Genomic DNA, 13,980 nt, shown 5'->3' with positions numbered 1-13,980 from the left:
TGGTCCTTGTCTGTGGGGCCGGCGGGATTCGAACCCGCACTGTCATGATCCTAAGTCATGCGTCTCCTGCCGTTGGACTACGGCCCCGTCCACTTGGCTGGCGCCATCCTAGTTCAGGTGGAGGCGCCAGCCGTACCGCATTAATCGAGGCCGAGTTCGCGGCGGAGGCGGGCCACGTGGCCGGTGGCCTTCACGTTGTAGAGGGCCTTCTCGATTTTGCCGTCGGCGTCGATGACGAAGGTGGAGCGGATGACCCCGAGCGAGGTCTTGCCGTACATCGTCTTCTCACCGTAGACGCCGTAGGCCTTGTGGACCTCCAGGTCGGGGTCCGACAGAAGGGGGAAGGTCAGGGCGTCGCGTTCGGTGAACTTGGCGAGCTTGGCCGGGGTGTCCTTCGACACGCCCAGAACGGCGACGCCGGCGGAGGTCAGGGAGGCGAGGCTGTCGCGGAAGTCGCAGGCCTGTTTGGTGCAGCCGGGGGTCATCGCGGCGGGGTAGAAGTAGAGGATGACCCGCTTGCCGCGGTAGGTGTCCAGGGACACGGTGGTGCCGTCGGCGGCGGGAAGCGTGACGTCCGGGGCGGCGTCGCCTGGCTCGAGTTTCAATGGTGCTCCTTCGAGGAATCGTTCCCGGGTCAACTTACCGGCCTGCCGGAAGTGCCGTCGGAAGGTCCGACCTGACAGACTGATCTATGTCAAGGGCGATGAGGGGAGAGTCATGGCGGATACCGATCCCGCGGAGTTGGAGCGGCGGATCGAGCGGACCCGCGCGGAGTTGGCCCAAACGGTCGACGCCATCGCCGACCGGGTGAGCCCGAAGAACGTCGCGAGGCGGACCGTCGCGAAGGCGGAGTCCAACGCGAAGCAGTTCCTGCTCTCGGTGGGAGACAGGGTGGGGGACGCGGTGGGGGTTGCGCCGCGTCCGGTGACGGCGGGGGATGAGCCCGATGATCTGTGGGCGGAGGAGCGACGGGATCTGGCGCCGGTCCTGATCGGTCTGGGTACGGTGCTGGCGGTCAGTGCGGTGATCATGCTCTGGCGGCGCCGGAGCCGGTGACCCGGTGCCGGTGTCCGCACCGGGTCGGGTCGGAGGCGGCGGCCGGTGGCGTCCCTTCGCACCGGGGCCGAGGGTGTCCGCCGGTCGGACGGCCGGAGGTCAGAGGAAGGTCTGGCCTTCGCCGCGGTAGGTGGGGACCTCGTCGGTGATCTCGTCGCCGTCGATGAGGTGGAGGCGGGCGAAGCGTTCGCACAGTTCGCCGGCTTTGGCATGCCGGAACCAGACACGGTCGCCGACGCGGAGGTCCTCGGCCGCCTGGCCGAGGAGAGGGGTCTGGACCTCGCCGGCGCCTTCGTCGGGATCGTAGCGGAGCCCGCAGGGCAGGTAGGGCTGGGGGAGACGGTCGGGGCCGGGAGCGCCGGAGGCGTGGTAGCCGCCGCCGAGGACGGTGACGACCCCGGGGGCGGGGCGGCGGACGACGGGGAGCGCGAAGAGGGCGGCGGGGCGGCCGGTGAAGTCGCGGTAGAAGTCGAAGAGGCGGGGATGGAAGAAGCCCGATCCGGCGGCTATCTCGGTGACGGCCTTTTCGCGGGTGGTCTTCTCGATGCTGCCGGTGCCGCCGCCGTTGACGAATTCCAGGTCAGTGATCTGGGCGACGGCTCGGACGATGCTGCCTCTGCGCATGATGAGTTCGCGCCGTGACCGGGTCTGCATCCAGCGGATGGCCCGGGTGAGGGCGGGTTTGCCCGGGGGGTTGTCGCCGACGCCGGCGATCTGGGCCTCGTAGGACATGAGGCCGACGAGGCGGAAACCGGGACGTTTGGCGACGTCGGCGGCGAGGTCGGTGGCCTGGTCGGTCTCCCGGATGGGGGAGCGGCGGACGCCTGCTCGGAATCGGCCGCCGAGGGCGAGGTATCCGGCGTCGATATCAATACATATCCGGATCTCGTGGCGGTCGCGGACGTCGGCGACGGCCGATTCGATGAAGTCCAGATGATCGGCCCGGTCCACCATCACGGTGATCTCCTGCGCGGCGCGGGTGTCGGCGGCGAGGGTGGCCAGCGCCGCGCGGTCCGCGGTGGGGTAGGCGACGAGCACGTCCCGCAGCCCGGTGGAGACGAGCCAGAGGGCCTCGGGCAGGGTGAAGGCCATGACTCCGGTGAAGCCGTCCATGGCGAGGATGCGTTCCAGGACGGGGCGGGAGCGGATCGACTTGCTGGCGACCCTGATCGGCTTGCCGGCGGCCCGGCGGGCCATGGCGGAGGCGTTCGCGCGCAGGGCCGCCAGGTCGAGCACGGCGAAGGGTGGGTCGAGGTGTGCGGTGGCCCTGTCGTAGCGCAGGCGGTCATCCATGAGGGCAGGATAACCCCGCCGGACCGAATGTGAGTTTGGTTCATATTGATCGCCGGGCGGTAAATTCTCCTGCCAGGACGGTCCCAAGATCGTGCAAGTGGCAGGTCGGGGCCCGTGCGAGATGCCTGAGCCGCGTAGACCTGACCGGGTGATGAGCACTCTGCAGGACATCATGGCGAGCACGGGCGGTACGGCGGGCGGGGAGAACCTGCAGGCGATCCGCCGCCGGTCGCTGCGGTTGCTGAGGCCGGGCAGGACCCCGGCCGGTGTGGTGGTCGCCCTGACGGCGTCCCTGGCGCTGGCCGCCGCCACCGGGACGGTGGCGGGTCTGGTGACGGGGTCGTCGTTCGGGCGGATGCCCTACCGGCAGTTCGCCGCCTGGGTCGGCGAGGCGACCTGGTCCGACTCCGGTCCGCTCACCGTGGCGCTGGCGGCGACGGTGGCCGGGGTCGTGATGCTCGCGCTCGCGGCGCTGCCGGGGAGGACCCGTCTGGTGCCGCTGGAGTCCGCCGATCCGCGACTGGTGATGGGCATGACCAGATCCGGGCTCCGCCGTACGCTGCGGGCGGCGGCCCGTTCGGTCGAGGACGTGGACAGGGTGCGGGTCCGCCTGGGGTGGCGGAACGTCGAGATCACTGTGATCAGCGACACGGACCGGACCGGCGTCCTGCTGCGGCAGGTCGGTGCGGCGGTGGGTGATCGGATGGCGAGTCTGGGCGCGCTGAGCGAGAGCGAGGTCGTGGTACGGCTGCGCAGGCGGGGGATCTGATGAAGGCGTATCTGGGCAACCGGATCGGTCTGGCCGTCACCGGAGCGGTGCTGGCCGGGGCGGGACTCTACGGTTTCCTCCGGGGGAGAGGAAAGATCCACCAGCCACGCGGGGACCGGATCCTGGACAAGGGGCTCCCCGGCCATCTGGTGGAGCATCCCTGGATGGGCTGGCTGGCCGCGCTGCTACTCATGGCGCTGACGCTGGTGGCGATCCGGTGGCTGATGGGCGCCCTGGGATGGGGGCGGTGGGGCAGCAGGACCGGGAGCGGGACGGCGATGCTGGGGGTCGCGCTTAAAGAAGTCGAAGACCTCCGGCGCATCCAGGTCAGGTCGGTCGGGGGCACCCGGCTGCGGATCGGGGTCACCTGCGGGCCAGAGACGGACGTCGCCAAACTCGTGGCGCGGCTGAACAAGGACGCCGTCGGGAAAGTTCGCAGGACGGTCGGTGACGACGGGCTCGGTGCGATGGTGCGCCTGCACGTCCGGCGGCGGTGACCGCCACGGGCCGGCCGCCCGGATGCCCGGGGGCTCCGGCCACGGCCGGTCGTCCGTCCGCGCCGGCCGCCACAGGTCGTCCGCCTGCGCGTCCGGCGGCGGTGGCCAGGGCTGGTCGTCCGCCTGCGCGTCCGGCGGGTCGTCCGTCCGTGCGCCGGCCGGGGCGGTCGGTGTCCGCCTGCCGAAGGCCAGCCCCGCGGCCAGGCAGAGCAGCGGCAGGGCGGGCACCACGTAGCGGTGGTCGAAGGCCGCGATGAAGGGCGGCAGGACCAGCAGCACGGTTCCGGTGGCCCACGGCATCAGCGCGGTGCCGCCGAGCCGCCGCCGGCGGATCAGGATACCGGCGAGGCCGATCAGCAGGACCACGGCGACGAGCGGGCCACGCAGGGAGCCGTACGCCTGGTAGGCGCGCAGCCAGCCGGCGTAGGGCTCGACGAGGGAGGGTGCGCCGGAGGAGCCCTGGTAGGCCACCGTCAGCTCTTCGGCCGTCTTCCCCCGGGAGGCGGTCCCCTTGGCGAAGGGCTTGGCCGTCTCGGGGAAGACGTAGGCGCTCTGCGGGCCGGGGGTGGGGTAGACCCGGCGTTCCCAGTCGAAGATGTGGGCCACGTCGGACAGGCCTGCCCGCAGGAAGTCCAGGGGCTGGGCCTTGATGGCCTGGACGGCGAAGTCGCCGGCGAGCCTGTCGCGTTCGGCCCAGCTGCCCTTGATCTTGTTGAGCGGTGACGCGCCGTCCCAGATGTAGACCGGTGGCGGTTTGCGCTCGCTCACCGGCTCGGTGGGGCAGAGCGCCGCCTCCGGTCCGGGGGGCCTGATCGTCGCGCAGTCGGCGAAGGTCACCGTACGGGCCCACAGGAAGGCGTTTCCCCGGGTCAGTCCGTAGCTGCCGTACTCGGACTCGAACCAGACGGCGTAGGCGCCCAGGCCGATCGCGGCGGCCAGCGTGGTGGCGACGACGGCTTTCCATCCGGCACGGCCGATCACCAGGCAGACCAGCACCACGGCGATTAACGGCAGCCCGATCGTCCGGGTGGCGGTCGCGGCGGCCAGCAGAAGCCCGGCCGGCAGGGCGGCCCAGACCGGTGGCCGCCGCCGCCACAGCAGCAGCGTGACCGCGGCGACCGCCAGGAACTCCATCAGCAGGTCGGCCATGACGAGGTGTTCGAGCTGGATCTGGTGGACGTCCAGCAGCGCCGGCAGCGCGGCGAGCGTCGCGCCCCACCCCGGCAGGCCGCCCAGGCGGCGGAGCAGGAGGTAGACGCAGGCGGCCACGGCCAAGCCGAGCAGATGCTGGACGACGGCCACGGCCTGGATGCTCGAAAGCGGCTGCAGCGCCCACAGGAACAGCGAGTAGCCGGAGGGGCGCGACTCCATGGGGCGCGGGTCGAGGCCCCCGCCGAGATAGACGAAGGAGTCGGCCCAGAACCACAGGGCCGGCCGGTAGCCGAGCACGGCCAGGGCCCGCAGCCCGCCTCCGGCCACCAGGGCGGCCAGGAAGAGCCAGTGGGCGCGGAGGAAACGGAGGAGGCGGTTCGCCGGGCGCGCTCCCGGTGAGTCCGCCGGGCGTGCTCCCGCTGACACCGCAACCTCCCAAGCCTCCGCGACAAGGTCACCCAGCATAGGTGCGGGGCAGGGTGATCCTGTACGGGATGGGGAAGTTCATGCCGATTGATCTATTTGTCCACGGGGCGACTGCGGCCAGTCGCCCCGCTCAGCACTCGATGACGTTGACGGCCAGGCCGCCCCGGCTCGTCTCCTTGTACTTGTCCAGCATGTCCCGGCCGGTGTCGCGCATCGTCTTGATCGCCTTGTCCAGGGCCACGAAGTGCCGGCCGTCGCCGCGCAGCGCGATCCGGGCGGCGGTGATGGCCTTGATCGCGCCCACCGCGTTCCGCTCGATGCACGGGATCTGCACCAGGCCGCCGATCGGATCGCAGGTCAGGCCCAGGTTGTGCTCGATGCCGATCTCGGCGGCGTTCTCCACCTGTTCCGGGGTGCCGCCCAGGACCTCGGTGAGACCGGCGGCGGCCATCGAGCAGGCCGAGCCGACCTCCCCCTGGCAGCCGACCTCGGCGCCGGAGATGGAGGCGTTCTCCTTGAACAGCACGCCGATCGCCCCGGCGGTGAGCAGGAAACGGATCACACCCTCGTCGTCGGACGTGGGGGTGAAGCGGTTGTAGTAGGTCAGCACCGCCGGGATGATGCCCGCGGCGCCGTTGGTGGGGGCGGTGACGATCCGGCCGCCGGCGGCGTTCTCCTCGTTCACCGCGAGGGCGTACAGTGTGACCCAGTCCATGGTCTGCAGCGGGTCCTTCTCCGGGGACTCGCTCTGCAGCCGCCGGTGGAGCTGGTGGGCCCGGCGCCTGACCTTCAGCCCGCCGGGCAGCACGCCTTCCTTGGCGGTGCCGCGCCGGACGCACTCGGCCATGACGTGCCACAGGCTCAGCAGCCGGTCGCGGATCTCCCGCTCCGAACGGCCGAAGGCCTTCTCGTTCTCCAGCATCAGCCCGGAGATCGACAGGCCGGTCTCCGCACACTGGGCGAGCAGTTCGGCGGCGGTGGTGAAGGGGTGGGGCAGGACGGTGTCGTCGGCCTTGATCCGGTCGGCGCCGGTGGCGTTCTCGTCCACGACGAAGCCGCCGCCCACCGAGTAGTAGACCTTCTCCCGGATCGGTTCGCCGGCCTCGGAGAAGGCGGTGAAGCGCATGCCGTTGGGGTGGTGCGGCAGCGAGATCTTGCGCTCGAAGACGAGATGCTCGCCGACCACGAAAGGTATCTCGCGGGAGCCGTACAGGGAGATCGTCCCGGACGCGCGCATGGCGGCCAGCCGCTCGTCGACGGTGTCGACGTCGACGACCTCGGGCTTCTCACCGGACAGTCCGAGCAGTACGGCCTTGTCGCTGCCGTGGCCCTTGCCGGTCAGCCCGAGCGAGCCGTACAGGATCACTTCGACCCGGGCGGTCTTCTCCAGGAGCCCGTCCTGGTCGAGCCCCCGGGCGAACTTGTGTGCGGCGGCCATCGGTCCGCCGGTGTGCGAGCTGGACGGGCCGATTCCGATCTTGAAGAGATCGAAGACGCTGATCGCCATCTGTCTGGTCCCTGCTTTCACATCGCCGTGATCGTGCGTGCCCGGTGGCGCGCACGATCACGGCATGAGAGAAGAATTTTCAGGATTCGCCGGAAGTGAGCGCCGTGTACTCCTCGGCGGACAGCAGGTCGTCGGCGTTGCCCTCAAGGCGGATGCGGAACAGCCAGCCCTCGCCGTAGGAGTCGCTGTTGACCAGGGACGGGTCGTCCACGACGGCCTGGTTGACCTCGACCACCTCGCCGCTCACCGGGGCGAAGATGTCGCTCACCGACTTGGTCGACTCGACCTCGCCGATCGCGTCGCCGGTGCCGATCGTCGCACCGACCTCGGGGACCTGCACATAGACCACGTCACCCAGCGCGTCGGCGGCGTAGGCGGTGATGCCCACCGTGAGGGTCAGGCCGTCGTCGACACCCGCGACCCACTCGTGCTCCTTGGTGTACTGCAGGTCCTCGGGAATGCTGCTCACTTTTTCCTCCTGTAGAAAGGCAGGTCGACGATGTCGACCGGTTCATGATTACCCCGGATGTCCACCGCCAGACCGGCGGACAGGCCGTTGTCCACGTAGGCCATGGCGATGGGCCTGCCCAGTGACGCCGAGGGCGCTCCGCTGGTGACCACGCCGGCGACGGCGCCGTCACCGGCGACGACCACCGGGTATCCGTGGCGGGGCACCCTGCGGCCGGTCGCGACCAGTCCGACCAGGCGGCGGGCCGGCGGGACGTCCTTGAGCGGTTCCAGGGCGGCCCGGCCGACGAAGTCACCCGGCTTGTCAAACCTCACCACACGGCCGAGCCCCGCGTCGAACGGGGTGAGATCGGCTGACAGTTCGTTTCCGTAGAGCGGCATACCCGCTTCCAGCCGGAGGGTGTCGCGCGCGGACAGCCCGGCGGGCCGCAGCCCGTACGGCTCGCCGGCCTTGGTGAGCGCGGCCCAGAGCGGCTCGGCGTCGTCGGCCGCGACGAACAGCTCGAAGCCGTCCTCTCCGGTGTACCCGGTGCGGGCGACGAGGGCGTCGCGGCCGGCGACGACGGCGGGCAGACCGGCATAGTACTTGAGCCCGTCGAGGTCGGCGTCGGTCAGCTCGCCCAGGATGGCGCGGGAGTGCGGGCCCTGGACCGCGACCAGCGCGTACTGCTCGGAGCGGTCCTCCACCACGGCGTCGAAGGCCGTGGCGCGCCCGGTGAGCTCGGCGGCGACCCGGGGGTAGTTGGAGGCGTTGGCGACGACCATGAACTCGTCGTCGGCCAGGCGGTAGACGATCAGGTCGTCCAGCACGCCGCCCGCCGGGTCGACGATCATCGTGTAGCGGGCGCGGCCAGGCTCCAGGGCGGATATGTAGCCGACCAGGGCGTAGTCCAGGGCCTCGCCGGCCTGGGGGCCGGTCACGAAGATCTCCCCCATGTGGGACAGGTCGAACAGGCCCGCCGCCTGGCGGACCGCGTTGTGCTCGGTGGACTCGCTACCGTAGCGGAGCGGCATCAGCCAGCCCGCGAAGTCGGTCAGCGTCGCACCGAGGGCCTCGTGGACGCCGCGCAGCGGCGTAGGTCGGGACATGTTCGCACCTCAGGCAGGGGACAGATGAGAGCATCCTCCCCCTCTGTCATCGATGCCTGAGAGCTTCGCCCGTTTTTTGCCGGACTTTCACCTTCGGCGAGGCCACCGGGCCTGCTTTCCAGAGAGCACCTACCCGCACGGTCCTTTGCCTTGAGAGGTTTGCGGGGAGGGCTTGCTCCTTCAGGGGTCCTGGCCTGGATGTCAGGACGCTCTCCCGCACGGGATTCATCGGTGTCGCGACCAGCCTAACCGTCCGCACCGGCCGAGCGAAATCCTCGGAGCGATGTGTTTCTCGGCGCCGTGGACGGCCGTACAGGTCAGGGACGGGTCTGCCGTACGAGTTCCTCGAACAGCAGGCTCTCGTCGTCGGCCTCGGGGTGCCACTGGACGGCGACGGCGAACGGGTGGTCCGCCAGCTCCACCGCCTCCACCGTGCCGTCCTCGGCGTGGGCGGTCGCGGTCAGGCCCGACCCCAGCCGGTCGGCGGCCTGGTGGTGGTAATGGGCCACGTCCACGCTCTCGGAACCGAGGATCTTGGCGAGCCGGCTGCCGGGGACCGGCCGCACCGGCATCCGGCCGAACCGCCCGGGGGCCGGGGCGTGCCCGCCGTGGCCGACCACGTCGGGCAGGTGCTGGCGCAGGCTGCCGCCGAGGGCGACGTTGAGGACCTGAAGCCCCCGGCAGACCCCCAGGAACGGGATGCCCCGCTCCAGGGCCGCCCGCGCCAGCCCGGTCTCCGCGTCGTCGCGGAACGTCCGGACATGACTGGTCCGCTCGTGCGGGGCCGCGCCGTACCGGGCCGGATCGACGTCTCCGCCGCCGGCCAGGATCAGCCCGTCCAGCCGTCCGGCCAGCGCGGCGGGGTCGCCCGCCGGGGGCAGGATCACCGGCTGCCCGCCCGCGCGGACCACATGGTCGACATAGGTGTACGGCAGGAGCGCGGCGGTCATCTCCCAGACGGTGAACTTCGCGGGCTCGACGTAGCAGGTGATGCCGATGACGGGACGGGACATGATCTCTTTCTCGCAGGGTGCCGGGACGCGGGCCACCTGCCCGCGTCCCGGCACGCTATCGATGCCAGGGCATGGCGCGGGCAACGGGAGGCCCTGCCTATGGCAGTCCAGGGTCTTCGTGCCGTGGCCCGCTCCGATCGGCTGGATCACCGAGAACGGCACCGCCGCCGCAGACGGCGATCAGCGGGTCGCGAGGATCTCCTCGTCCTGTGGCGCGGCGGTGGAACGGGGTCGCAGATTGAGGACGACGAGTAGCCCGGCGACCATTCCGGCCGCGGTCAGCAGTACGACGAGGAATTCGCCGTCTGCGGTGGCGGCGCGCAGCGCCTGGCCGGTCTTGCCCTCGGTACCGATGTCGGCGATCACCGTGAAGATCGCCAAGCCGATGGCGTTGCCGATGTTGAGGGTGGTGGAGGCGACGCCGTTGGCGATGCCTTGCTCATGGGCCGCGGTGCCGGTGGCGGAGGCGATCCACATGGCGGTCCAGACGATGCCCTGTCCCACCCCGGAGACGATGAGCCCGGGCACCAGCAGGCCGTAGCCGGCGCCTGCGTCGAAGCCGAAGGCGAGCCCGGCCGTGCCGACCACGCCGACGACGAAGCCGATCAGCAGCGTGCCGCGGTTGCCGATCCGGGTGGCGAGGCGCTCGCCGAGCTGGGTGCCGGTGGCGATGGCGAGGGAGGGGATGAGGAAGGCGAGCCCGGTCTGCAGGGCGCTGTAGCCGTGCACGCTCTGCATCAGGACGGTGAGGAAGTAGGGCAGGACGCCGAAGGTCGCCATATAGATGAAGGTGACCGTCATGCCGACGGTCAGGCTGCGGTTGCGGAACAGCCGGAACGGCATCAGCGGATCGGCGCTGCGAGCCTCGACGACCACGAAGAGCGCCAGCAGCGCCGCGGCCAGCACGAAGGCGCCGATCACCAACGGGTTGCCCCAGCCCAGTTCGGGTCCCTCGACAAGGGCGAAGACCAGCAGAGTGGCACCACCGGTGGCGCTGAGCGCACCCGGGAAGTCGAACTTGCGGCGCGGGCCCTGGGCGGAGTCGCGGGGGACGACGTACAGGGCGGCCAGCGCGACGAGCCCGGCGAGGGGGACGTTGACGTAGAAGACGGCGGGCCAGCCGAAGTTCTCGGTGAGCACGCCGCCGAGCAGCGCGCCGAGGGTCAGGCCGCTGGCTCCGGCGCCGCCCCAGACCGCGAGCGCCCGGTTGCGCTGGGGGCCCTCGGCGAAAAGGGTGTTGATCAGTGAGAGGGTGGCCGGCAGCAGCAGGGCTCCGCCGATGCCCTGGATGGCGCGGGCGGCGATGATGACGCCGGGGCTGCCCGCCAGTCCGCCCGCCAGCGAGGAGGCAGCGTAGAGGGCAAGGGCGAGCACGAAGATCCGGCGGCGGCCCAGCAGATCCGCCGCACGCCCGCCGAACAGCAGGAAACCGCCCGCGAAGACGACGTACGCGCTGACCACCAACTGCTGGGTCTGGCCCGGGAAGCCCAGGTCCGAGCCGATCTCGGGAAGCGCGACGAACACGATGTTGAGGTCGAGCGAGTAGATCAGCTGCGCCAGGGCCAGCAGTGCCAGGATCCAGCCCGGCCGCCGCTTGGCGCTGCCCGAGGTCTCCCCTTGCAGCGTGGATGAAGTGGACATGTGAGTGCGCCCTTCTCAGGTCTGGTTCTCGGGGCTCAGGGGCGGACGGGGGTGGGGCCCGTCCGATCGAATTCGTACGTATATTTGCGTACAGTAGGACTGTTGGCAAGTCCGCCCCTTGGGGAAGGTCGGCTGGAACGGACCACGCAGCAGGGAGTTCATGCACGTCAGGGGCACCGTCGGAGGTGAGTCGAGGAGGTCGGCCCAAACGCGATGGTTCGACGGTCGCGGTACAGTCGGAGCATGGGCTTCCGCCATCCAGACCGTGATCAGATCCGGATCGAAGACGTCCTGTCGGCGCTGGGGAGTCCCTTGCGACTGGCCGTCGTCCGGGTGCTCGACGCCGGCGGGGAGCACAACTGCAGCAGCGTCCTGAGCGTCCTGGGCGTGACGTCGAAGTCGACCATGACCCACCATTGGCGGGTGCTACGGGACAGCGGCGTCATCTGGCAGCACCCCTCCGGCCGGGAGAATCTCCTCACGCTGCGCCGCGAGGACCTCGACACGCGCTATCCCGGGCTGCTCGAGGCCATCCTGACCGGTGCCCTCGGCGACGAGGCCGCTCAGGCCGTCAGCGCTCAGGCCCGTTCCGGCGGCTGAAAGGCGGCCCTCCGGCGCCCGCCCGCCGTCCTTGCTGCATGGGGGCGCCGGCGAACACCGTGCTGGCTCCGGACCGCCGACGCCGTCCGCGACGACCTCGAAGCCCGCTTCGCCGTCCGGCACGTCACGTTGCCTGGTCCGCCGAACACCGGACTCGGCCAGCTGCGCGGGACCTTGACGACCAATGATCGCTAGGCGGAGGACGCGAGCGCGGCGGGGATCTCGGCGAAGGTCTCCTCGACCAGTTTCGTCAAGGCGTCGCGTCCGCCGTGGCCGCCCTGGGCCGTCCAGCGCAGGGAAGCCGTGCGCCAGGCGGCCACGAAGATCTCCACGATCAGGTGGAGGCGCACCTCGTCGATGTCGGTATCGGAACGGTTGCCCACCGCCTCGACCAGGGCTCTGGTGGTGTCCTGGCAGTAACCCAGGCTGTGTGCCTGCAGGGCGGGGACGGCTTCCGACAACGCGCGGGTGGCCAGGAAGCGGCGATCCCAGTCGAGGTCCATGGCACCCAGGGTGGCGTCCAGTGCCACGCGGAGGGCCTCCAGCAGTGGGCCGTTCAGTTCCTGGGTGACCACGCTGTCCAGATAGGCCGACCACAGGTCGCTGTCAGCGGCGAGCGCGACGTCCTCCTTGGAGGGGTAGTTGCGGAAGAAGGTGCGCTTGGACACCTCCACGGCATCGCACAGATCGTCCAGCGTGGTGGCGTCGTATCCACGTTCGGTGAACAGGCGGAGCGCGGACTCGGCCAGGGCTCGGCGAGTGCGCAGCTTCTTGCGTTCGCGTAGCGGCAGGTCACGCAGGTCATCGCTCACACCATGAGGTTACCACTCGAAGGCTGTTGCGCTTTGACAGCTAACGCCACTTAGTGGCACTGTCTCCTTGGTGGCCGATTGTGGCTGTCGAACCTCCCCTGAAGGAGTCTGAACTCGTGACAACCGCCCCCACCGGACGCTCCCGTCCGGCGATCACTCTGGCGGTGGTGCTGCTGGCCTTCGTCACCGTGCCGATGTCCATCTCCGGAGCAGCCGTCGCGTTGCCCGGCATCGGCGCGGACCTGCACACCGCGGGCGCGCCTCTGCAATGGGTCATGAACGCCTACAACCTGACGTTCGCCTCGTTCATGCTGGTCGCCGGGTCCATGGCCGACCTGGTGGGTCGCCGCCGAACCTTCGCGGCCGGCGCGGGGCTGTTCGCCATCGGCTCGCTGGCCGCAGTGGCCGCCCCCGGCATCGTCCTGCTGGACATCGCCCGTGCCCTGTCGGGCATCGGCGCGGCCGGGGTGTTCGCCAGCGGCGGCGCGATCCTGGCCACCACCTTCGACGGCGCCGCTCGCACCCGGGCCTTCGCGGCCCTCGGCAGTGCCGCGGGGCTCGGCCTGGCAACCGGGCCCACCCTGTCGGGCTGGCTGGTCAGCACACTGGGCTGGCGCGCCACCTTCGGGCTGCACGCGGTCGTGGTGGCGGTGGCGCTGGCCGGCGTCGGATTCGTCGCCGAGTCGCGCGCCCAGCAGCGCCCCCGGCTGGATGTGACCGGTGCGGTGGTGTTCGTCGCCGGGCTGGGCGCGCTGGTCCTGGGTGCGGTCCAGGGCCCGGACCTGGGTTGGTCGAGCCCTGGTGTGCTGGCGCTGCTGGTCGCCGGGGTCGGGTTGCTGGTGGTCTTCCTCGTCGTGCAGTCGCGCTCCGCCGCCCCGCTACTGGACCTGTCGCTGGTGAGGAACCGCCGGTTCCTGGCGCTGTGCATGGTGCCGGTGGTGACGACCTTCGGCTTCGTGACGCTGCTGACCTATCTGCCCACCTATCTGATGGGCGCGGGCGGCTTGTCCGCCCAGCGGGCCGGGACGGTGCTGCTGCTGATGACCGGACCGGTACTGCTGGCCCCGCCGCTGGCCGGGGGGCTGGTCAACCGGGGCGTGTCGGCCCGCGCACTGATCACGGCGGCGCTGGCGATGTTCGCCGCCGGGAACGCGTGGCTCACCGTGATCGGCCCCTCCACCCCCACCGCCGTCATCGCCGGACCGCTGCTGCTGATCGGCCTGGGCGCCGGGCTGTCGTTCGGCGTGGGTGACGGAATGGCGATGAGCCTCGTCGAACCCGAGCGCGCCGGAATGGCCACCGGGTTCCTCAACACCATGCGCATCGGCAGCGAGGCCATCGTCATCGCCGTGTTCGGCGCGGTCCTGGTCAGCCTGATCGGCACCCGCGTCGGCTCCGCCGAACTGGCCGCCAAGGTCGCCGCGGGAGACCTGTCCCACGGCGATCCCGCTGTGCTGGCCGCCGGATTCACCCACGCCCTGCACCTCGCGCTGTACGGAACGGCCGCCGTGTGCGCGATCGGCACGGTGGCCATCGCTGCCGCACTGGCCCAGCCGCGCCGAGGCATCGCCGCAACCCCCGCCGCCGACGATGCCCCGCTGCCCACCGAGGTCGCCTGACCAGGCATGGCAAGGGTCTCGGGAATCCCGCCGAGTTG

The 13,980-nt window shown here is 70.7% G+C and carries 13 protein-coding genes, 1 tRNA gene and 2 riboswitches; of the genes, 4 read left to right on the top strand and 10 right to left on the bottom strand.

What is annotated here, in order from left to right:
* Window positions 1-13: 13 nt before the first annotated feature.
* Window positions 14-87: transfer RNA gene (locus OHA77_RS12250), tRNA-Leu, on the bottom strand.
* A 53-nt stretch (window positions 88-140) separates the two neighbouring features.
* Window positions 141-605: a thioredoxin-dependent thiol peroxidase gene (gene bcp / locus OHA77_RS12245; protein WP_326820504.1), complete on the bottom strand. Its 465-nt coding sequence runs from the start codon at window positions 603-605 to the stop codon at window positions 141-143.
* 112 nt (window positions 606-717) lie between these two features.
* On the opposite strand from bcp, the gene OHA77_RS12240 reads away from it, so the two are divergent.
* The gene (locus OHA77_RS12240; RefSeq protein ID WP_406318138.1) at window positions 718-1,056 is read left to right on the top strand and encodes a DUF3618 domain-containing protein; all 339 of its coding nucleotides are present in this window, start codon (window positions 718-720) and stop codon (window positions 1,054-1,056) included.
* Window positions 1,057-1,155: 99 nt separating this feature from the next.
* Here OHA77_RS12240 and OHA77_RS12235 read toward each other — a convergent pair whose 3' ends face one another.
* Window positions 1,156-2,349 carry an amino acid deaminase/aldolase gene (locus OHA77_RS12235; protein ID WP_406318137.1) on the bottom strand — a complete coding sequence of 398 codons (1,194 nt, stop codon included), beginning with the start codon at window positions 2,347-2,349 and terminating at the stop codon, window positions 1,156-1,158.
* A 151-nt stretch (window positions 2,350-2,500) separates the two neighbouring features.
* Here OHA77_RS12235 and OHA77_RS12230 point away from each other — a divergent pair, with 151 nt between their 5' ends.
* Window positions 2,501-3,118: a DUF6286 domain-containing protein gene (locus tag OHA77_RS12230; protein ID WP_406318135.1), complete on the top strand. Its 618-nt coding sequence runs from the start codon at window positions 2,501-2,503 to the stop codon at window positions 3,116-3,118.
* A 185-nt stretch (window positions 3,119-3,303) separates the two neighbouring features.
* Here the strand turns inward: OHA77_RS12230 and OHA77_RS12225 are convergent, their stop codons facing one another.
* The 6 genes from OHA77_RS12225 to OHA77_RS12200 all read right to left on the bottom strand — a co-directional run bounded on the left by OHA77_RS12225 (window position 3,304) and on the right by OHA77_RS12200 (window position 10,911).
* Window positions 3,304-5,193 (bottom strand): hypothetical protein, encoded by a 1,890-nt coding sequence (locus OHA77_RS12225; RefSeq protein ID WP_406318134.1) that lies wholly within the window; start codon window positions 5,191-5,193, stop codon window positions 3,304-3,306.
* Between the two features lie 130 nt (window positions 5,194-5,323).
* The gene (locus OHA77_RS12220) at window positions 5,324-6,700 is read right to left on the bottom strand and encodes an L-serine ammonia-lyase (protein WP_406318132.1); all 1,377 of its coding nucleotides are present in this window, start codon (window positions 6,698-6,700) and stop codon (window positions 5,324-5,326) included.
* Window positions 6,701-6,779: 79 nt separating this feature from the next.
* Window positions 6,780-7,169 carry a glycine cleavage system protein GcvH gene (gene gcvH, locus OHA77_RS12215; protein ID WP_406318130.1) on the bottom strand — a complete coding sequence of 130 codons (390 nt, stop codon included), beginning with the start codon at window positions 7,167-7,169 and terminating at the stop codon, window positions 6,780-6,782.
* On the bottom strand, window positions 7,166-8,257 hold the full coding sequence (gene gcvT / locus OHA77_RS12210) for a glycine cleavage system aminomethyltransferase GcvT (RefSeq protein WP_406318129.1): 1,092 nt from the start codon (window positions 8,255-8,257) through the stop codon (window positions 7,166-7,168). Before gcvT ends, gcvH begins: the two co-directional genes overlap by 4 nt.
* A gap of 33 nt (window positions 8,258-8,290) precedes the next feature.
* A riboswitch (glycine riboswitch) is annotated at window positions 8,291-8,385 on the bottom strand.
* Window positions 8,386-8,484, bottom strand: a riboswitch (glycine riboswitch).
* A gap of 90 nt (window positions 8,485-8,574) precedes the next feature.
* Entirely contained in the window at window positions 8,575-9,270 is a 696-nt protein-coding gene (locus OHA77_RS12205; RefSeq protein ID WP_406318127.1) for a gamma-glutamyl-gamma-aminobutyrate hydrolase family protein, read from the bottom strand.
* Window positions 9,271-9,450: 180 nt separating this feature from the next.
* Window positions 9,451-10,911, bottom strand: coding sequence for an MFS transporter (locus OHA77_RS12200; RefSeq protein WP_406318126.1), 1,461 nt, complete (start codon window positions 10,909-10,911; stop codon window positions 9,451-9,453).
* Window positions 10,912-11,154: 243 nt separating this feature from the next.
* Between OHA77_RS12200 and OHA77_RS12195 the strand changes: the two genes are divergently transcribed.
* Window positions 11,155-11,511, top strand: coding sequence for an ArsR/SmtB family transcription factor (locus tag OHA77_RS12195; RefSeq protein WP_406318125.1), 357 nt, complete (start codon window positions 11,155-11,157; stop codon window positions 11,509-11,511).
* 191 nt (window positions 11,512-11,702) lie between these two features.
* On the opposite strand, the gene OHA77_RS12190 is transcribed toward OHA77_RS12195, so the two are convergent.
* Window positions 11,703-12,323, bottom strand: coding sequence for a TetR/AcrR family transcriptional regulator (locus OHA77_RS12190; RefSeq protein ID WP_406318124.1), 621 nt, complete (start codon window positions 12,321-12,323; stop codon window positions 11,703-11,705).
* Between the two features lie 116 nt (window positions 12,324-12,439).
* On the opposite strand from OHA77_RS12190, the gene OHA77_RS12185 reads away from it, so the two are divergent.
* A complete protein-coding gene (locus tag OHA77_RS12185; RefSeq protein ID WP_406318123.1) occupies window positions 12,440-13,942 on the top strand; it encodes an MFS transporter in 1,503 nt (500 codons plus the stop codon).
* The last annotated feature ends 38 nt before the right edge of the window (window positions 13,943-13,980 follow it).

The organism is Streptosporangium sp. NBC_01639 (genome assembly GCF_045209755.1).
Classification (GTDB): domain Bacteria; phylum Actinomycetota; class Actinomycetes; order Streptosporangiales; family Streptosporangiaceae; genus Streptosporangium.
The sequence above is the reverse complement of the archived record's forward strand: the minus strand, read 5'-3'. Positions and strand labels throughout refer to the sequence as shown.

What these genes read in the sequence shown, in the direction of transcription:
- OHA77_RS12205 (WP_406318127.1), bottom strand. Translation starts at nt 9,270, where the DNA reads ATGTCCCGTCCCGTCATCGGCATCACCTGCTACGTCGAGCCCGCGAAG.
- OHA77_RS12200 (WP_406318126.1), bottom strand. Translation starts at nt 10,911, where the DNA reads ATGTCCACTTCATCCACGCTGCAAGGGGAGACCTCGGGCAGCGCCAAG.
- OHA77_RS12220 (WP_406318132.1), bottom strand. Translation starts at nt 6,700, where the DNA reads ATGGCGATCAGCGTCTTCGATCTCTTCAAGATCGGAATCGGCCCGTCC.
- OHA77_RS12195 (WP_406318125.1), top strand. Translation starts at nt 11,155, where the DNA reads ATGGGCTTCCGCCATCCAGACCGTGATCAGATCCGGATCGAAGACGTC.
- OHA77_RS12230 (WP_406318135.1), top strand. Translation starts at nt 2,501, where the DNA reads ATGAGCACTCTGCAGGACATCATGGCGAGCACGGGCGGTACGGCGGGC.
- gcvT (WP_406318129.1), bottom strand. Translation starts at nt 8,257, where the DNA reads ATGTCCCGACCTACGCCGCTGCGCGGCGTCCACGAGGCCCTCGGTGCG.
- OHA77_RS12235 (WP_406318137.1), bottom strand. Translation starts at nt 2,349, where the DNA reads ATGGATGACCGCCTGCGCTACGACAGGGCCACCGCACACCTCGACCCA.
- OHA77_RS12240 (WP_406318138.1), top strand. Translation starts at nt 718, where the DNA reads ATGGCGGATACCGATCCCGCGGAGTTGGAGCGGCGGATCGAGCGGACC.